Origin of the sequence: Streptomyces sp. NBC_00234 (assembly GCF_036195325.1) — a bacterium.
Lineage (GTDB): Bacteria > Actinomycetota > Actinomycetes > Streptomycetales > Streptomycetaceae > Streptomyces.
Window position 1 is genome coordinate 3,503,247 of record NZ_CP108101.1, and the last position, 17,567, is coordinate 3,520,813.

At 70.9% G+C, this 17,567-nt stretch carries 16 protein-coding genes; 9 read left to right on the forward strand and 7 right to left on the reverse strand.

Annotated features, from left to right (window positions below; all coding sequences use genetic code 11):
• Positions 1–19: 19 nt before the first annotated feature.
• The 3 genes from OG230_RS15135 (at position 20) to OG230_RS15145 (ending at position 2,236) form a co-directional block, all read left to right on the forward strand.
• Positions 20–739 carry a GOLPH3/VPS74 family protein gene (locus OG230_RS15135; protein WP_328910737.1) on the forward strand — a complete coding sequence of 240 codons (720 nt, stop codon included), beginning with the start codon at positions 20–22 and terminating at the stop codon, positions 737–739.
• A 208-nt stretch (positions 740–947) separates the two neighbouring features.
• Positions 948–1,805, forward strand: coding sequence for a helix-turn-helix domain-containing protein (locus tag OG230_RS15140; RefSeq protein ID WP_328910738.1), 858 nt, complete (start codon positions 948–950; stop codon positions 1,803–1,805).
• A 224-nt stretch (positions 1,806–2,029) separates the two neighbouring features.
• Positions 2,030–2,236, forward strand: a complete 207-nt coding sequence (locus tag OG230_RS15145; RefSeq protein ID WP_328910739.1) for a DUF397 domain-containing protein — start codon at positions 2,030–2,032, stop codon at positions 2,234–2,236.
• 130 nt (positions 2,237–2,366) lie between these two features.
• Here the strand turns inward: OG230_RS15145 and OG230_RS15150 are convergent, their stop codons facing one another.
• Positions 2,367–3,206 carry a hypothetical protein gene (locus OG230_RS15150; protein ID WP_328910740.1) on the reverse strand — a complete coding sequence of 280 codons (840 nt, stop codon included), beginning with the start codon at positions 3,204–3,206 and terminating at the stop codon, positions 2,367–2,369.
• 79 nt (positions 3,207–3,285) lie between these two features.
• Here OG230_RS15150 and OG230_RS15155 point away from each other — a divergent pair, with 79 nt between their 5' ends.
• Complete coding sequence (locus tag OG230_RS15155; protein WP_328910741.1) at positions 3,286–4,068, forward strand: SDR family oxidoreductase; 783 nt, start codon at positions 3,286–3,288, stop codon at positions 4,066–4,068.
• 351 nt (positions 4,069–4,419) lie between these two features.
• On the forward strand, positions 4,420–5,994 hold the full coding sequence (locus OG230_RS15160) for a sodium:solute symporter family protein (protein ID WP_328910742.1): 1,575 nt from the start codon (positions 4,420–4,422) through the stop codon (positions 5,992–5,994).
• Positions 5,995–6,112: 118 nt separating this feature from the next.
• Here OG230_RS15160 and OG230_RS15165 read toward each other — a convergent pair whose 3' ends face one another.
• From OG230_RS15165 to OG230_RS15175, 3 genes are all read right to left on the reverse strand, one after another.
• Positions 6,113–7,228: an ADP-ribosylglycohydrolase family protein gene (locus OG230_RS15165; RefSeq protein WP_328910743.1), complete on the reverse strand. Its 1,116-nt coding sequence runs from the start codon at positions 7,226–7,228 to the stop codon at positions 6,113–6,115.
• 229 nt (positions 7,229–7,457) lie between these two features.
• Positions 7,458–7,931 carry a carboxymuconolactone decarboxylase family protein gene (locus tag OG230_RS15170; protein ID WP_328910744.1) on the reverse strand — a complete coding sequence of 158 codons (474 nt, stop codon included), beginning with the start codon at positions 7,929–7,931 and terminating at the stop codon, positions 7,458–7,460.
• Between the two features lie 102 nt (positions 7,932–8,033).
• Positions 8,034–9,137: an alkene reductase gene (locus OG230_RS15175; RefSeq protein ID WP_328910745.1), complete on the reverse strand. Its 1,104-nt coding sequence runs from the start codon at positions 9,135–9,137 to the stop codon at positions 8,034–8,036.
• A 69-nt stretch (positions 9,138–9,206) separates the two neighbouring features.
• On the opposite strand from OG230_RS15175, the gene OG230_RS15180 reads away from it, so the two are divergent.
• Positions 9,207–9,581: a MerR family transcriptional regulator gene (locus tag OG230_RS15180; protein WP_328910746.1), complete on the forward strand. Its 375-nt coding sequence runs from the start codon at positions 9,207–9,209 to the stop codon at positions 9,579–9,581.
• Between the two features lie 54 nt (positions 9,582–9,635).
• Here the strand turns inward: OG230_RS15180 and OG230_RS15185 are convergent, their stop codons facing one another.
• Positions 9,636–12,218: a bifunctional FO biosynthesis protein CofGH gene (locus OG230_RS15185; protein ID WP_328910747.1), complete on the reverse strand. Its 2,583-nt coding sequence runs from the start codon at positions 12,216–12,218 to the stop codon at positions 9,636–9,638.
• A gap of 119 nt (positions 12,219–12,337) precedes the next feature.
• Between OG230_RS15185 and OG230_RS15190 the strand changes: the two genes are divergently transcribed.
• Positions 12,338–13,027 carry an HAD family hydrolase gene (locus OG230_RS15190; RefSeq protein WP_328911406.1) on the forward strand — a complete coding sequence of 230 codons (690 nt, stop codon included), beginning with the start codon at positions 12,338–12,340 and terminating at the stop codon, positions 13,025–13,027.
• 49 nt (positions 13,028–13,076) lie between these two features.
• Here the strand turns inward: OG230_RS15190 and OG230_RS15195 are convergent, their stop codons facing one another.
• On the reverse strand, positions 13,077–13,805 hold the full coding sequence (locus OG230_RS15195) for a class I SAM-dependent methyltransferase (protein ID WP_328910748.1): 729 nt from the start codon (positions 13,803–13,805) through the stop codon (positions 13,077–13,079).
• Positions 13,806–14,096: 291 nt separating this feature from the next.
• Here OG230_RS15195 and OG230_RS15200 point away from each other — a divergent pair, with 291 nt between their 5' ends.
• On the forward strand, positions 14,097–14,945 hold the full coding sequence (locus OG230_RS15200; protein WP_328910749.1) for a GNAT family N-acetyltransferase: 849 nt from the start codon (positions 14,097–14,099) through the stop codon (positions 14,943–14,945).
• Between the two features lie 4 nt (positions 14,946–14,949).
• On the opposite strand, the gene OG230_RS15205 is transcribed toward OG230_RS15200, so the two are convergent.
• Positions 14,950–15,543 (reverse strand): TetR/AcrR family transcriptional regulator, encoded by a 594-nt coding sequence (locus tag OG230_RS15205; protein ID WP_328910750.1) that lies wholly within the window; start codon positions 15,541–15,543, stop codon positions 14,950–14,952.
• Positions 15,544–15,606: 63 nt separating this feature from the next.
• On the opposite strand from OG230_RS15205, the gene OG230_RS15210 reads away from it, so the two are divergent.
• Positions 15,607–17,502 (forward strand): protein kinase domain-containing protein, encoded by a 1,896-nt coding sequence (locus OG230_RS15210; protein WP_328910751.1) that lies wholly within the window; start codon positions 15,607–15,609, stop codon positions 17,500–17,502.
• Positions 17,503–17,567: the final 65 nt, after the last annotated feature.

Genomic DNA, 17,567 nt, shown 5'->3' on the forward strand with positions numbered 1-17,567 from the left:
TCCACGCGGGGAGGCATGGATGGGCAGGAGCCGCAGAACAATTCCGGAGGAGCTTCTGCTGCTCGCTCTGGACCCGACCACGGGTACCACAGCGCAGCCGCAGTCGCTCGACCTCGGCCTCGCCGGAGCACAGCTAGTGGAGCTGGCTCTGGCAGGACGGATAGCCCCTGACGGGGATCGTATCGCCGTGGTGATGCCACGGCCGACAGGAGATCCGACTCTGGACTCCGCACTGGAACTGCTGCGGCGACGCGGCAGCCCGGTCCGGGCCGTCCACTGGATTGGCGGGCCCCGGCTGGGGCTGCGCCAGATCTACCTCGCTCATCTGGAGCGGTGCGGCATGGTGCATGCCGTGGCGGGCCAGATGTGCGGAGTGCTGCCGACGACTCGCTACCAAGCGACGGACACGGCGATCAGCCGGGACATCCGAGCCCGGCTGGACAGTGCGATCCGCACCGGCGTACCGCCGGACCCGCGGACCGCGGCGCTCGCCGCACTGGCCCACGCGGTCGGACTCGGCAAGCACCTGTACCCCGGGAACGAGGGGCGCTCGTCGCGCTCCCGGCTCCGGGACCTGATCAGACACGACCCGATGGGCGGACTCGTGGCACATGCCGTGATGGACGTCCAGAACGGGGTGGCCGTACAGCCACGCCGTAATCAGCAGGCGGCAGGCGTGCCGTTGCAGCCCGGGGCGCAAGCGCGCCGCGGCAGCATGGCGCACACCTCCGTCCACTGACCGCGCAGACCACCGCGCGGAGAACCGAATACCGCCGCACCGACGTCCCCAAGACCCGGTTCGGGAGCCGCACCACGCGCGGGGCAGCCGGATCCACCGGCTGCCCCGCGCGCCTGCGTGTGGCCATTTCCCAGCGCGCCCATGGTCATGGGTGGCAATCTGCTGAGCAGTAGATACGCACAGCTACATAGCCGGAGGTGCCGTTTCCGTGCCGTCCAACGTCAATCCCACCGTCAGGCGACGCCGGTTGGGCCAGGAATTGCGCCGCCTGCGCGAGATCAAGGGCATGACGGCCGAGGAGGTGGCGGAGCGCCTGCTGGTCTCGCAGTCGAAGATCAGCCGCCTGGAGAACGGCCGCCGCTCCATCAGCCAGCGGGACGTCCGCGATCTCTGCGGGGTGTACGAGGTCGAGGACCACCGCGTCGTCGACTCGCTCATGCAGATGGCCAAGGACTCCCGCCAGCAGGGCTGGTGGCACGCCTTCGGCGACATCCCGTACAGCGTCTACATCGGCCTGGAGACCGATGCGGAGTCCTTGCGGGTGTACGAGCCCCAGGTCGTACCGGGGCTGCTGCAGACCCGGCAGTACGCCGAGTCGCTGATCAACGGCGCGCTTCCGGAATCCGCCCCCTCCGACATCGAGAAGCGGGTCAGCGTCCGGGCCCGCCGGCAGGACCGGATCAACGCGCCGGAGCATCCACTGCGCCTCTGGGCCGTCATCGACGAATCCGCGCTGCGCCGGATGGTCGGCGGCAAGCAGGTGATGACGGACCAGCTGGAGCACCTCATCGAGCAGTCGAATCTGCCCCATGTGACCATTCAGGTACTGCCGTTCGAAATGGGTGCACATCCCGGCATCAACGGGCAGTACGCCATTCTCGAATTCCCGGATGCCGCGGACTCCAGCGTGGTCTACATCGAGGGCGTCACCAGTGACCTGTACCTGGAGAAAGCCAATGATGTGCAGCGATACAGCGTCATGTACGAGCACTTGCGGGCACAGGCTCTGAATGTGGAACAGACCCGGGAGTTCATCAGCGACATCACCAAGGGTTACACCCGCTGATTCCAGTCACACCGCGAAGTCTGTTTTGCGAGAAATGCAGTGATGTCAGGTGAGGGGTGGCGGCAGAGTACACCGCCGCCACCTCGCGGCGGAAGACTCGCAGGGGATATCCCATCCGGTCGAGTGAATGGCCGCGTCACGCAGGGAAGTTGGCGAGTAGCGTCGATCACGCCAACAGGAACGCAGTCGGTTCCGCTCGCACAACTCTCTGAACCGGAGTGAAAATGCCTATTCTTCAGGGCGCTACGGACATGTGGACGAAGTCCTCGTACTCGGGCGGCAACGGCGCCTGCGTCGAAGTCAAGTCCCCTGTCACGCAGGCCATTGCCGTGCGCGACTCGAAGGCTCCCGAGGGCCCCTCGATCACCTTCGTGCCCGGTGCGTGGAATGCCTTCGTGCGGGATGTCGCAGCAGGCACTGTCGACGCCTGACCGGTGCCGTCCGCAGGACACCGAAGCACAAAAGACTGGAGCCCTCTCGACTGGCCCGCCGTCCTGGCCGAGGGGGCCCGGCTCCGAGGCGGGCGGCCTTCAGCACACCTGAAGGCCGACCCGACCGAAGTCAGCGCAACTGATCGACGTACCGGTCCGTTCCGGGCACGGTAGGAATGAACGGCGCCACCAGCTCGACCCGCCCCAGGCCCGATGCGGCGACCGCCTCGTCGAGCCCCGTGAAGTGCTTCGCCCAGCAGGCACGCGGGTCCTCCTGGAGAAACCACAGCAGCGTCAGCCGGGTGTCCACTCCCTCGACCTGCTTCACATACGTCATCCGGTCGCCGGGCAGCGGCGTGGGCCGGAAGACCGTGACCATCGCCGCCGGTGACCCGGCGAGCCGCTTCGGCAGATGCCGGGAGCGCAGCCACTCCAGCAGTTCCGCCCGCCGCTCCGGCCCGTCGGCGTCGATGACCTGGAGCACGAGTCCCGCGTACGGATGGTCGAGCGCGTGGAAGTCACGCGGACCGGCGGCCCCGTCGCGGTAGACGGTCGCCTCGTGGTCCTGGAAGGCCGTGAAGACGTGGGTCCGGTCCTGGTAGACCCGGCCGTCCCGGTTGAGCCGCTTGTTGATCCCGACGGTCCACTTCATATGGTCGTCGTAGCGCCCGTCCGTCACCCAGTACGTGGACAGATAGCACCCGGCCGCCACGGGCTGGGCGACCGCGGACTTCTCCGGGTAGCGCAGCTCCTGGAGCTCACGGGTGGCGACCCAGCGCCGGCCCGCGAACATCCAGGGCATCGCCATCGCGCCCGCGTAGTAGTGATCGTCTTCGTACCAGCGGTTGTACGCGTACTCATGGCCCGGATGCGGCTCGACCATGGTGATCAGCGCGTGCCCGGGGTGGACACCGTACGGTCCGACCGCCGCCAGTTCCGCGTACAGGTCGCTACGTGTCTCCTCGCTCATGCCGTTCCCCTTCCGTGCTTCGCCACGGCGTCCTACTCTGACGCTCCGTCAGAAGAACTGCCAGAGCCGGGAGGCACCGATGTTGCTCGCGGGGAAGACCGTCATCGTGTCGGGCGTCGGCGCCGGTCTCGGACATCAGGTCGCGGCGGCGGTCGTGCGGGACGGGGGCCACGCGGTCCTCGGTGCGCGTACCGCGGCGAACCTCGCCAGGACCGCCTCCGCAATCGATCCGGAGGGCCGGCACACAGCCTGCCTGGCGACCGACATCACCGACGAGACCCGGTGCGAGGCGCTCGCCGAGCTCGCGCTCGCGCGGTTCGGCCGGATCGACGCGGTGGTGCATGTGGCCGCCCTGGACACCCACTTCGGCGGCCTCGAGGATGCCGACTTCGACGCCTGGCAGTCGGTGCTCGACGTCAATCTGCTCGGGACGCTCCGGATGACGAGGGCCTGCCTGCCGGCCCTGAAGGAGCACGGCGGCTCGGTGGTCATCATCGGTACGCAGTCCTCGGTGGCCGCCCCGTCCCAGGTGCGCCAGGCGGCGTACGCGGCCTCGAAGGGCGCGCTCACCTCCGCGATGTACTCACTGGCGCAGGAACTGGGGCCGCACCGGATACGGGTGAACACGGTGTTGCCCGGCTGGATGTGGGGGCCGCCGGTGCAGGCGTACGTGAAGTTCGCCGCGCACACCGACGGCGTGCCCGAGGAGGAGGTGCTGGCCGGACTCACCTCGCGGATGGCGCTGCCGGAGCCGGCGACGGACGGGGACGTGGCGGAGGCCGCGGTGTTCCTGGCCTCCGACCGGGCCCGGTCGATCACCGGACAGTCGCTTCTGGTCAACGCCGGCGAGCTGATGCGCTGACGGCAGGGACAGGTCTCCTCCTCGCTCGGCCGCACGGGACCCGCATCCCGTGCGGTCTTGTCGTACCCACGTAGCCCAGGACGGGCTTCCGTTGTCTGCACAGCCTGACGAAGTGCCCGCCCATCGTGTGGCCGCTGTCACGTTCGCGACAACGCCCCACAGGGTCAAGAACAAGCAAAATCGTTCGACTTGCTGATTCGCGTTCACATTTCTGATCGCGGGAAACCTTGACCAGGAACCCGAACAGACGGTTCAATCCCCGAAGCCCCCGCTCCCGCACGGGGTCACCGCTGAGCGGCCGTACCGACGAAGTGCGTACCCGTTCACAAGGCGGACCCCTGGAGGGGGCACATGAACAGTCTCGACTGGGCCGTGCTCATCGGATACTTCGGTGTGATGGTCGCGATCGGACTCTGGTCGCACAAGCGCGTGGACGACGTCAGCGACTTCTTCACGGCCGGCGGCAAGATGCCGTGGTGGCTCTCGGGCATCTCGCACCACATGTCCGGCTACAGCGCGGTGATGTTCACCGGTTACGCCGGCATCGCCTATCAGTACGGCGTCACGTCCTTCGTGACCTGGTCACTGCCGATCGCCATCGGCATCGGCATCGGCGCCAAGCTCTTCGCGCCCCGGCTCAACCGGCTGCGCTCGCGGCTGCACGTCGCGTCGCCGCTCGAATACCTCAAGAACCGCTACAACATCCAGACCCAGCAGGCCCTGGCCTGGTCCGGACTGCTCCTGAAGATCGTGGACGTCGGTGCGAAGTGGGCGGCCATCGCGACGCTGCTCTCCGTCTTCACCGGGATCACCCTCACCCAGGGCATCTTCATCACCGGCGCCATCACGGCCGTCTACTGCACGGTCGGCGGCCTGTGGGCCGACGCGCTCACCGAGCTGGGCCAGTTCGTCATCCAGCTCTTCGCCGGACTCGCGATGCTGGTCATCGCCCTGCGCGAGCTGGGCGGCTTCAGCTCGCTGTGGACGGTCTGGGACAAGCTGCCCGAGGGCCACACGGACCCGACGGCGGGCCCGTACACGGTGACGTTCCTGCTGGCGTACCTGTTCATCAAGACCTTCGAGTACAACGGCGGCATGTGGAACCAGGCCCAGCGCTACATGGCCACGGACTCCCCGCGCTCGGCGACCCGTTCGGCCCGGCTCTCCGCGATCCTGTGGCTGGTCTGGCCGGTCGTCCTGTTCTTCCCGATGTGGGTCGCCCCGCTGCTCGTCGAGGCCAAGAAGCCGGACGCCTCGGACTCGTACGCCCTGATGACCGAACAGCTGCTGCCGCACGGTCTGCTGGGCCTGGTGGTCGTCGGGTTCTTCTCGCACACGATGGCCATGTGCTCCTCCGACGCCAACGCCATCTCGGCGGTCTTCACCCGCGACATCGCGCCGGTCTTCTCCAAGGCCGCGCGCACCTGGAGCAACCGCAGCGGCCTGCTGGCGGCCCGGCTCTCGACGCTCGCCTTCCTCGGCCTGTCGATGGCGCTGGCGACGCAGATCAACTCGCCCACGTTCAAGGACATCATCTCGGTCGTCATCAAGTGGGTGGCCGGCCTGATGGGCCCGATCGCGATCCCGTTCATGCTGGGTCTGCTGCGCAGGTTCCGGAAGTCGGGGCCGACGGCGGCGCTCACCAGCTGGGCGGCGGGGCTGCTCGCGTTCTTCTTCACCAACTACAACCTCGACGGTTCGGTCAAGACGGACGTGGCGCTCCAGTACCAGGTGGCGCTGCCGCTGGCGATCTCGCTGGTGCTCTACATCGTCATCGGCTTCATCAAGCCGGAGGACACCCCGGAGCGTGACGCGATCATCGAGCAGATCAACACGGACGGCGACGGGGGCGCGGCGGGCGGTGCGGGGATTCCCGCGCAGGCCGGTCCCGGGGGCCCGGTGGTCCGTGAGGGCGTGAAGGACTGACCTTCGTACGGCGGACGGGGGTGGCGGGCCAGGGGGTCTGCCACCCCCTTTCTCGACCCTGGGTTCTCAGCCTCGATTTCTGAACCCCGGGTTCAGCCCCGGGTTCAGCCCCGGGTTCTCAGCCCCGGGGGTAGCGGGCCAGCCAGCCGGGGGCGACGGCGGTCGGGCTGTGCAGGGCGGGGCCCTGGGTCATCTCCATCGCGAAGTCGTCGGCCAGTTCGAGGAGCGTGGACCGGCCCTCCAGTTCGGCGAGCCAGGCGGGCGGCAGGGCCGTCTCCCCGTGGAGCGTGCCGAGCAGGGCTCCGCAGACGGCCCCGGTGGCCGCGGACGGGCCTCCGTGGTTCACCGCGAGGCGCAGCCCGTGCCGGACGTCCTCGCCGACCAGGGCGCAGTACAGGGCGACGGCGAGGACCTCCTCGGCGGAGTCCGTGGCGCCGAGTGCCTCGATGAGGGCCGGTCCGGGGATGCCCTGGCGTACGGAGCCGAGGGCCTGCTTGAGGGCTTCGGCGACCGGTTCGTGGCCCGGACGTCCGGCGAGCTGTGCCAGGGCGTGCTGTACGGAGCCGTCCAGCGTCTCGCCGCGGGCGAGCCCGTGCACCATGACGGCGAGGGCTCCGGCGGCGAGCTGGGCGGTGGCGTGGCCGTGGGTCTGGGCGGCGCACTCGACGGCGAGCTGGAGGACGAGCTGCGGTTCCCAGCCGACCAGGAGGCCGAAGGGTGCGGAGCGGGTGAGGGCGGCCGAGTCCCGCGCGGCGGGGTTCTTCGGCTGGTCGAGGGTGCCCATCACGGTGTCGCCGAAGCCGGTGAGGCATTCCCGGGCGGGGGCGCGGCGGGTGTACAGCCACTCCTCGCGGGCGAGCCAGCCGTCGTCCGTACGGCGTTCGTCGGGGCCCCAGTCGCGCTGGGTCGCGGCCCAGCGGAGGTGGGCGCGGTGGACGTCGGTGGGCGGGTGCCAGGCGCCGGTGTCGCGGCGGACCTGGGCGCGGATGAGCCCGTCGACGGTGAACAGGGTGAGCTGGGTGACGGCGGTGACGGCGCCGCGCCTGCCGTGCGCGGGTACGAAGTCGGTGACCGCTTCGGCGCCGTGGGCCTCACGGATCTGTTCCAGCGTGAGTCCGGTGACGGCCGCGCCGAGCGCGTCTCCGATGGCGCCGCCGAGCAGCGCGCCACGTACCCGGCTGCGGAAGTCCTGCTGCTCGGCACGGCCCCAGACAGCTGTGGTCCCTGTGCTCACCGTGCCCCTTCCCTCCGCATACCGGCGTGCGACTGCGCAAGCACTGTAATCGAACGGGAAGGACCGGATCAGGGCTGGAACGGTATGTACGGAGTAGCTATTGAGAGCACTTTTGAACGGCATTCCTCACGGTTTTCCGGGGTGGGTTCCGGACCCGGCCGAAACGGCTGTGGTGGTCCCGGCCGGGCACTTCCCCGTTTTCCGGAGCGGCTGATTTCCGGACCGGCCGTTATCCGAACTGGCCGGGCTGGTAGTCGCCCGCGGGCTGCTGAATGATGACGTTCAGCCGGTTGTAGGCGTTGATGACGGCTATGAGGGACACCAGGGCGACGAGTTGGTCCTCGTCGTAGTACTTGGCGGCGTTCGCCCACACCTCGTCCGGGACACCACCGGCCGCGTCGGCGATGCGCGTGCCCTGTTCCGCGAGTTCCAGGGCGGCACGCTCGGCGTCGGTGAACACCGTGGCCTCCCGCCAGACCGCGATCAGGTGGAGGCGCGTCGTGGTCTCTCCCTGGTGCGCGGCGTCCTTGGTGTGCATGTCGGTGCAGAAACCGCAGCCATTGATCTGGCTGGCGCGAATCTTCACGAGTTCCTGTGTCGCGGCCGGTACCGACGAGTCCGTGAGCACCTTCCCCGCGGCGTTGAAGTGCTTCATGAGGGAGGTGGCGATCGGGCTGCCGAAGATGTTCAGACGAGCATTCACGGTGAACTCCTGTGTGCCGTAATCGGTGGTTGTACCTCTCCGACGGACCGGCTCGGCAGGATGTGACACCCTCGCGTACGGAACGGCGGAATGTGATGCGCGTCACTGGGTGGTGGGCAGGGCGGGGTAGTCCGTGTAGCCGGTCTCTCCGCCCACGTACATCAGATAGGCGTCCCGCACCTGGTTCACCGGGGCGCCGGTGCGGACGCGGTGGATCAGGTCGGGGTTGGCCAGGAAGGGGCGGCCGAGTGCGATCAGGTCGGCTCCCGCGGCCAGGAGCCGTTCGCCGTGGCCGATGCCGCCGTCGTCCGGGATGCGGTCGGCGGGCAGCACGGGGTTGGCGATGAGCGTGCCCCGCCAGTCCTTGCGGATCTGCTGGTAGACGGGGCTGTCCGGGTCCGCGTGCACCAGGTGGACGTAGGCGAGTCCGCTGTCGGCGAGGGCGGCGACGAGCGCCCGGTAGATCTCCTCGGTGTCGCCCTCCTCGATGCCGTTGACCGTGTTCCCGGGCGAGAGGCGCAGGCCGACCCGGTCGGGGCCGACGGCCTCGGAGACGGCCTCGACCACCTCGGTCACGAAGCGGATGCGGCCGGCCACGGAGCCGCCGTAGGCGTCGGTGCGCCGGTTGGTCCCCTGGGCCAGGAACTGGTGGAGGAGGTGGCCGTTGGCGCTGTGCACCTCGACCCCTTCGAAGCCCGCCTCGATGGCGTTGCGTGCGGCGGAGGCGAAGTCCGCCACGGTCTCCCCGATGTCCTCGACGGTCATTTCGCGGGGGACGACCGAGGGCACCCGCCCGGCCGGGGTGTGGATCGTCTCGGGGAGCGGGACGGGCGAGGGGGCGACGGGTGTGAGTCCGCTGGTGTCGGGGTGGCCGACGCGTCCGCCGTGCTGGATCTGGAGGAACATCCGGCCGCCCTCCGCCCGTACGGCGTCGGTGACCCGGCGCCAGCCGGCGACATGGGCCGGGCTGTGGATCGCGGTGATGTTCGGATAGGTCTGGCCCACGGCGTTGGGCGTCGACGCCTCGGCGATGATCAGTCCGGCGGAGGCGCGCTGGGCGTAGTACGTGGCCATGAGCGGGGTCGGGACGCCGTCGGCCGTGGCGCGGTTCCGGGTCAGCGGAGCCATCACGAGGCGGTGGGACAGGGTGAGGGGGCCGAGTTCGGCCGGTTCGAAGATCTTCGTGGAAGCGGCTGCGTTCGTCATGCCGTCACGGTAAGAATTGACACTGGTGTCAGGTTCAAGTGCGGCACGTACGAGAGGCGGGGAATTCCCATGCGGATCGGTGAGCTGGCCCGGCGTACGGGAGTGAGTGAGCGTTCCCTGCGCTACTACGAGACCCAGGGGCTGCTGGCGGCCGACCGCACGCCCGGCGGCCACCGGGACTATCCGGCCGGAGCGGTCGACCGCGTCATCCGTATCCAGGAGTTCTACGCGGCCGGGCTGTGCAGTTCGAAGATCGTCCAGCTGCTGCCCTGCGTACGGGACGTGGACGGCGGACCGTCCGAGATCGCCACCCCGAGGCTGGTCGACGACCTCACCGTGGAGCGCGAGCGCATCGACCGGATGATCGGTGAGCTGCTGCGCTCCCGGGAGGTGCTGGACGACGTGATCGCCACGGCGTCCGAAGAGGTCCCGGCCGAGCGCTGAACCGGCCGCGCACCCGCAGGGGGCGCCGTGCGGGCGCGCGGCCGGGCCCCGGCGTCAGCTCGGCAGGACCGGCAGCAGCTCCGGCAGGTGCCCGTCCGACGCGGCGGCTGCCGTGACGCGCTCCTCGGGCACTTCCCCGTACAGCGTCGTACGCGGCTTCGCCGGCCGGCCCGCGAGGTCGGCGATGGCGACGAGGTCCTGGACGGACCGGTACGAGCCGTAACCCGACCCGGCCATCCGGGAGATGGTCTCCTCCATGAGGGTGCCGCCGACGTCGTTGGCGCCCGAGCGCAGCATCTCCGCCGCGCCCTCCGCGCCCAGCTTCACCCAGCTGGTCTGGATGTTGGTGATGTGCGGGTGCAGGAGGAGCCGGGCCATCGCGGTGACCGCGCGGTTGTCGCGGTCCGTCGGACCGGGGCGGGCGATGCCCGCCAGGTAGACGGGCGCGTTGGTGTGGATGAACGGCAGCGTCACGAACTCGGTGAAGCCGCCCGTCTCCTGCTGGAGGCCGGCCAGGGTCCGCAGATGGCCGAGCCAGTGGCGGGGCTGGTCGACATGCCCGTACATCATGGTCGAGGAGGAGCGCAGACCCACCTCGTGGGCGGTTCTGACGACCTCCAGCCAGGTCGCCGTCGGCAGCTTGCCCTTGGTGAGGACCCAGCGGACCTCGTCGTCGAGGATCTCGGCCGCCGTGCCGGGGATCGAGTCGAGCCCGGCCTCCTTCGCCGCGGTCAGCCAGTCCCGGATGGACATGCCGGTGCGGGTGGCCCCGTTGACGACCTCCATCGGCGAGAAGGCGTGCACGTGCATGCCGGGGACGCGTTCCTTCACGGCCCGCGCGATGTCGAAGTAGGCCGTGCCCGGCAGGTCGGGGTGGATGCCGCCCTGCATGCAGACCTCGACCGCGCCGACGTCCCACGCCTGCGCGGCGCGGTCGGCGACCTGGTCCAGCGAGAGGGTGTACGCGTCGGCGTCCGTACGCCGCTGGGCGAAGGCGCAGAACCGGCAGCCGGTGTAGCAGACGTTGGTGAAGTTGATGTTCCGCGTGACGATGTACGTGATGTCGTCGCCGACCACGTCCCGGCGCAGCGCGTCCGCGATCCGGCACAGCTCGTCCAGCGCCTCGCCGTCCGCGTGCAGCAGGGTGAGCGCCTGGTCGTCGGTGAGTTTCGTCGGGTCGTCGGCGGCCTGGCTCAGGGCCTGGCGCACGTCGCCGTCGATACGGGACGGCACCATGCCGGGGGCCGCCGCCTCGCGGAGGGCTTCCCAGTCCCCGTAGACCTCGTCGAAGTCGTCGCGCCGGTCGCCGGTGCGGCCCTCGGTGTCGATCGTGCGGTGGAGGTCGGTGCGACCGGAGGCGCCGAAGCCCTCGTCGGGCTCCTGCCAGGGCAGACCGACCGGGATCGCCTCCTCCTTCGCGAGTCCCGTCTCCGGGTCGGCGAGGGCTCGCACGTGCGGGACGAGCCGGGGGTCGAGCCAGGGTTCGCCGCGCTGGATGAACTCCGGGTAGATGGTGAGCCGTTCGCGGAGAAGGAATCCCGACTCGGCGGTCTTCGCGGCCAGTTCGTCGATGTGCGGCCAGGGGCGCTCGGGGTTCACATGGTCGGGGGTGAGCGGCGAGACGCCGCCCCAGTCGTCGATCCCGGCGCCGATGAGGAGGGCGTACTCGGCGTCGACGAGGTTCGGCGGCGCCTGGATGCGGGCGGACGGGCCGAGGATGTGACGGGCGACGGCGATCGCCGCGGCCAGCTCCTCCAGCTCGGCGTCCGGCATACCGCGCATCGCCGTGTCCGGCTTCGCGCGGAAGTTCTGCACGATGACTTCCTGGATGCCGTGGTAGGCACGGGCCGTCCTGCGCAGCTCGAAGAGGGAGTCGGCGCGCTCCTCGTACGACTCGCCGATGCCGATCAGGATGCCGGTGGTGAAGGGCACGTTGGAACGGCCCGCGTCCTCCAGCACCCGCAGCCGCACCGCGGGCTCCTTGTCCGGGGAGCCGTGGTGCGGGCCGCCGGGCTCGGACCACAGGCGGGTCGCGGTCGTCTCCAGCATCATTCCCATGGACGGGGCGACGGGCTTGAGCCGCTGCAGATCGGTCCACGTCAGGACCCCGGGGTTGAGGTGCGGAAGGAGACCCGTCTCCTCCAGGACCCGGATCGCCATCGCCCGTACGTACGCGAGCGTGTCGTCGTACCCCTCGGCCTCCAGCCACTCCCGCGCCTCGGGCCAGCGGTCCTCGGGCCGGTCGCCGAGCGTGAACAGTGCTTCCTTGCAGCCCATTTCGGCGCCCTTGCGGGCGATGTCGAGGACCTCGTCGGGCGACAGGAACATCCCGTGGCCCTCGCGGCGCAGTTTCCCCGGCACGGTCACGAACGTGCAGTAGTGGCACGTGTCGCGGCACAGCCGCGTCAACGGGATGAAGACCTTGCGGGAGTACGTGATGACGCCCGGCCGGCCGGCCGCGTCGAGCCCGGCGTCCCGCACCCGGGCGGCGGACCCGGCGAGGTCCGTCAGGTCGTCGCCGCGCGCCTGGAGCAGCACGGCGGCCTCGGTCACATCGAGAGCGACGCCGTCCCGGGCTCGCTTGAGGGCGCGCCGCATGGCGTTGGTGGTCGGGCGTCCGCGCTGAGGATCGGTCATGAACCGAGCATACGAGCGAGGCCACCGCCGCCGACCAGCGCTCCGGGAGCTCGGACCTCCTCCGTACCCCTGGCGCCTGGACCGTTATGCCCCGCTTGCCCCGTAGGGTCGGCACGGTGATGAAAACGATCGTCCTCGGCATCGGCGAAACACTCATCCGCGACGACCGCTACTGGGCGTCCTGGGCCAACTGGCTGGGCATCCCGCCGCACACGCTCAGCGCGCTGGTCGGCGCCGCGGTCACCCAGGGCGGCGAGGGCGCCGACGCGCTGCGCCTGCTGCGCCCCGGCATGGACGTCGCCGAGGCCGCGCACGCCCGCGCGGCGGCCGGCCGGGGCGAGCACCTGGACGAGTCGGACCTCTACCCCGACGTCCGCCCCGCACTCGCCGAACTGCGCGCGCTGGGCCTCCGGGTCGTGATCGCGGGCAACCGGACCGCCCGCGCGGGCGAACTCCTGCGCGCCCTCGACCTGCCCGCGGACCTGGTCGTCACCTCGGAGGAGTGGGGCGTCGCCAAACCGGACCCGGACTTCTTCGCCCACGTACTGGACGCCGCGGAAGCCGACCCCCGGGCCACGCTGTACGTGGGCGACCACCCGGCCAACGACCTGTTCCCCGCGAAGTCCGCCGGCCTGCGCACGGCACACATCCGCCGCGGTCCCTACGGCCACTGGTGGGCGGAGCACCCGGACGTGACGGAGACGGCGGACTGGCACATCACGACGCTGACGGAACTCCCGGCACTCCTGGGCAGAACCGAAGCGGACCAGCCCCCGGCGGCTCCGGCACGGGCGCTCAGGTCGGTGTAGCGGGGCCTGCGGGCGTGCGCGCCGGGCCGGCGGTAGCGGGCCGCCGCCCCTATCCCCGCCGGAACAGGCCCGTCCACAGGAACGCCTCGCCGAACAGCGGGGACTCCGCTGGTTCGTCGTGCATGCGGCGCAGTTCGATCTCCGTCAGGCCGGAGAAGATCCCGCGCAATGCCTCCGGGGTGTACGCGAGTCCGCCCTGAAGGCCCGCCTCCCGGTAGAAGTCCGCGTCGGAGAGTTCCGAGCCCATGGCGCCCGCCGCGAAGCAGGTGAGGGCGAGGTGGCCGCCGGGGGCGAGGGCGCGGTCCAGGAGTGCGAGGTAGCTGATGCGGCGGTGCGGTGGCAGGTGGTGGAAGCAGCCGGAGTCGTAGATCAGGTCGTACGGTCCGGTGAGCTCGGCCGTCGTCGGCGCGAAGGCGTCGTCGCAGTGGAACCGGACGTCGGCGCCCGCCTCGTCCGCCCGCTCCTCGGCCCAGGCGATGGCCGTCGGGGACAGGTCGACGGCGTCCACGTCGAAGCCAAGGGAGGCCAGGTGGAGGGCGTTGCGGCCGGGGCCGCAGCCGAGGTCGAGGGCGCGGCCGGGGGTGATCAGGCCGCGGTCGACGTACGAGACCAGGTTCTCGTCCGGCTTCGCCACGAAGAAGGGGACCGCCTTCGAGCGGTCCGCGTAGAACCTGTCCCACCACGAGGCCCCGTCCGCCGTCCAGCGGTCGGACTCCGGCGCGAACAGGCCGTCCAGGAGTGTCAGTACGTCGTCCACCGTGCGTATGTTGCGGTCCATCAACTACCCCTTTCCTCTGGGGTAATTGTAGGTTCGGCAGCCACATGTTCCCAGCTCAGGAGGGGTTTGCGGGAGGCGTCCGCGGTTCGCTGAGCGCCTCGGCGGAGACCGGGGGCCGTGGGGTCCGTACGCGGGGCGGCGACGTCCGTCACGCACCGCCGAAGGTCGTTTCGGGGGCGTTCACGGGCCCGCGCGGGCATGTTTCGGAAGCAGTTCCGGTCAGCGCCGGTCCCGGTCGGGCCGGCCACCCCCGGGCACGGCCCGGTGCCGCGCCGTGATGGGATGCTTCGCATGATCGAGCCGTCGCTTCGCGCCCGCATAGCGCACTATTACGCCACCGTGCCGCTGGTGTTCGCCGAAGCCGAGGAGTTCGGTCCGTTGCGGCTGTTCGTACGGAGGGCGGCGGGCGCCCCGTACTACGGCGGCCCGAACCACGCCCAGCCCACCGCGGCGGGTGCGGCCGACGTCACCGGCGCCGACATCGCCCGCGTACGGGCCCGGCAGCGGGAGCTCGGTGTGCCGGGGGCGATCGAGTGGCTGGACGAGGTGGCACCCGCGATGCGCGGGCTGGTCGAGGCCGCGGGCCTGCCGGTGCTGGAGCGTCCGTTGATGGTCCTCGACCCGCACCTGCCCTTGGCGCCGCCGCCCCTGCCGGACGGTGTCACGCTCCGCGCCCTGGACGCCGACGACCCCGCCCTGCCCGCCGCACTCGCCCTCCCCCGCCTGGCCTTCGCCGACGTGGGCACGGCGGTGGGCCTTGCGGGGCGCACCGAACTGTCCGCGATCGCCGCAACGCTGACGGCGGACGGCACCCTGGAGACGGTCCGCCCGACCCTCCGCGCCGGCCACAAGGTGCTCGTGGCAGCCCTCGCCCCCGACGGCACCCCGCTCGCCGTGGGCCACTACCACCCGGCGGACGGCATCACCGAGATCGGCGGCATCGGGACCCTGCCCACGGCCCGTCGGCAGGGGCTGGGCGCGGCCGTCATGGCGGCCCTCGCCACCCATGCACGCGACCAGGGTGTGCACACCGTCTTCCTCGCCTACGCCGAGGAAGCCGTCGCCCGCATCTACGCCCGCCTGGGCTTCCGCCCGGCCGGCACCACCCTGCTGATCGCCGACCAGCCCGCCCGTTCCTGAGGGGTCACAGGGTCAGTGACCGCCAGATCCGGTCCGGGAGGATGCGGGCCGCCTCGTCCAGGTCGACGTCGTCGATGCCCGAGAGCCAGCGGCGGGCGACCGCGACGACCGGGCCGAGGACCAGGGACTCGATCAACGCGAGCGGCAGCGGGGCGAGTTCACCGGACTCGACGCGGGGTTTGAGCCATTCGGCGAAGGGCGAGAGCCGGGCCTCCTGGGCGTCGCGGAGCTCCTTGCCCTGGGCCATGCCCTGACGGTCGGCCATGGAGGAGTGCAGGAGCAGGGCGGCGGCCCGGTGCTCCCGGATGAACGCCAGATAGGCGCGTACGAGGCCCGCGATCGCGCCTCGGGTGGTGTCGGCGCCCTGCAGGCCCACCGCCAGCTCGCCCAGCAGCCGTCCCAGCCAGCGGTGCGTCAGCTCGGCGACGAGACCGTCGATGCTGCCGAAGTGGTGGTACAGGCTGCCGAGACTGACCCCGCTGGCCTCGGTGACCGCACCGACGGTGATGCCCCGCTCGCCCTCCTCGCCGTAGACGCGCAACGCGGCATCGAGAAGCAAATCGACGGTTACCGCACCGCGTTGCTGTTTGGGGCTCATGGAGATCCTTACCGGTTCTAGAGTAGGTTTCTAGAAACTGATTCCAATTCTAACGGGGTTGACGTGTTCGAGCTGGGGGGAAGCGGGGCCGAGCCCCTGGAGACGGGGGACCCGCTCCGGATCGGATCGATACCGCTGGCGGGGCGGCTCGGGGCCGGTGGCATGGGGCGGGTGTACCTCGGGGTCCACGAAGGACGGTACGTGGCCGTCAAGCAGCTGCTGTCCTCCGTCGTCGGCGAGGACGCCGACTTCCTGCGCCGGTTCGGGCACGAACTCGACAACCTGTCCCGGCTGCCGGCGGAGGCCACCGCTCCGCTGCTCGCCAGTGACCGCACCGCGATGCCTCCGTGGTTCGCCACCGCGTACGTCCCCGGGCTCACCCTGAGCCAGGCCGTCACGCTGCACGGCGGCCCGCTGCCCGCCGACGCGCTCTGGTCGCTGCTGCGGGGAGCGGCTGCCGCCCTGGCGTCCGTGCACGCGCTGGACATGGTGCACCGGGACATCAAGCCGTCCAACGTCATGCTGACCCTCGACGGGCTCACCCTCATCGACTTCGGCGTCGCCCGGGCCACCGAACAGAGCCAGTTGACCCGCACCGGCATGGTCGTGGGGACGCCCGCCTACATGGCGCCCGAACAGGCTTCGGGTTCACGCGGGCTGAGCGGCGCCACCGACGTGTTCGCACTGGCCTCGGCGCTCGGCTACGCCGCGTGCGGCCGGCCGCCCTTCGGCGACGACTCGGGCCACGGTGTGCTCTACCGCATCGTCCACGAGCAGCCCGACATGGCGCCGTTGCGGGAGCTGGACTCCGAGCTCGCCGAGCTCGTCGCGGCCTGCCTCGACAAGGACCCCGACGGCCGTCCCACCGCCGCCGAGCTCCTCGAAAGCGCCTCGCGGCGCGCACCGTCCACCGGGCCCCTGTGGCCCGCGGTCATCACGGAGCGGCTGACCGAGCGGGCCGCCTTCGCCGCGAGCACGCAGAAGATCGACACACCGACCGTCCCACTCACCGGCGGCAGCCCGGAGCCCGAGTCGAAGCCGGAGCCGAAGGCTGAGCCGCAGCCGAAGCCGGAGCCGAAGGCTGAGCCGCAGCCGAAGCCGACGTCCGGGGCCCGCCCCGAGCGGGCCGAACGCCGCCGTAAGCGCCTCTTCCTCGCCGTCGTTCCCGTCGTCGCCACCGTGGGCGGCACGACCCTCGCCATCCAGCTCCTGCCGTACATGTCCTCGCCGCAGGCCACGGAGAAACCCGGCCCCTCGGCCTCCGTCTCGGCGCCGGCCGACCCGGGGTCGACCGGTGGCACCGGCCCGTCGGGCACGGCCTCGCCGTCCGCGTCGCCCGGCAAGGACAAGGGCAAGGCCGGGGACAAGGACGCGTCCGGGGAGAAGGGCGCGGAGGACGACGAAGGCAAGGAACCGGACGGGGCGGGCGGCTCCGAGGCCGCCGCCGGCGGCGGCACCGGGACCGGCGCCGTCGACCCGGACGGGAGCGACGGCGCCGGCGACGCGGACACTCCCGGCGACTCGGGCGCCGACGGTTCCGGCGGGGCCGCCGCGTCCGGCGGGGGCGGTTCCGGCCCGTCCTCGGCCGCCCCTCCCCCCTCCTCCGGCACCTACCGCTACCGCAACGGCGACAACAGCCTCTGCATCACCCAGACGTACGGCGGCTCGGATCAGGGTTCCTGCTCGGACTCGACCGCCCGGTGGACCGTGCGGAGCCAGTCCGGCGGCTTCAAGCTCGTCAACCAACAGACCGGCCAGTGCCTGTACGCCAACATGCTCGGCCAGGCCGTCTTCGTGGGCGACTGCGCCCAGGAGGCCGGCCGGATCTGGCGTAACGGTTCGGGTGGCAGCCTCGTGAGCGCCTTCAACGGCGGCTGCCTCGACGTGGGCACGACCAGTTTCCTGGTGACGTCGACGTGCGCCGGGGAGTCGTCACAGCGCTGGACGAGGGAGAGCTAGTCGGAGGGCGGGCCTGGGGCCTGTCGTCGGGGTCAGGGCCGCCTGACCCGGACGAGAGGTCCCAG

What these genes read in the sequence shown, in the direction of transcription:
- OG230_RS15135 (WP_328910737.1), top strand. Translation starts at nt 20, where the DNA reads ATGGGCAGGAGCCGCAGAACAATTCCGGAGGAGCTTCTGCTGCTCGCT.
- OG230_RS15145 (WP_328910739.1), top strand. Translation starts at nt 2,030, where the DNA reads ATGCCTATTCTTCAGGGCGCTACGGACATGTGGACGAAGTCCTCGTAC.
- OG230_RS15150 (WP_328910740.1), bottom strand. Translation starts at nt 3,206, where the DNA reads ATGAGCGAGGAGACACGTAGCGACCTGTACGCGGAACTGGCGGCGGTC.
- OG230_RS15155 (WP_328910741.1), top strand. Translation starts at nt 3,286, where the DNA reads ATGTTGCTCGCGGGGAAGACCGTCATCGTGTCGGGCGTCGGCGCCGGT.
- OG230_RS15160 (WP_328910742.1), top strand. Translation starts at nt 4,420, where the DNA reads ATGAACAGTCTCGACTGGGCCGTGCTCATCGGATACTTCGGTGTGATG.
- OG230_RS15175 (WP_328910745.1), bottom strand. Translation starts at nt 9,137, where the DNA reads ATGACGAACGCAGCCGCTTCCACGAAGATCTTCGAACCGGCCGAACTC.
- OG230_RS15180 (WP_328910746.1), top strand. Translation starts at nt 9,207, where the DNA reads ATGCGGATCGGTGAGCTGGCCCGGCGTACGGGAGTGAGTGAGCGTTCC.
- OG230_RS15185 (WP_328910747.1), bottom strand. Translation starts at nt 12,218, where the DNA reads ATGACCGATCCTCAGCGCGGACGCCCGACCACCAACGCCATGCGGCGC.
- OG230_RS15190 (WP_328911406.1), top strand. Translation starts at nt 12,338, where the DNA reads ATGAAAACGATCGTCCTCGGCATCGGCGAAACACTCATCCGCGACGAC.
- OG230_RS15195 (WP_328910748.1), bottom strand. Translation starts at nt 13,805, where the DNA reads ATGGACCGCAACATACGCACGGTGGACGACGTACTGACACTCCTGGAC.
- OG230_RS15200 (WP_328910749.1), top strand. Translation starts at nt 14,097, where the DNA reads ATGATCGAGCCGTCGCTTCGCGCCCGCATAGCGCACTATTACGCCACC.
- OG230_RS15205 (WP_328910750.1), bottom strand. Translation starts at nt 15,543, where the DNA reads ATGAGCCCCAAACAGCAACGCGGTGCGGTAACCGTCGATTTGCTTCTC.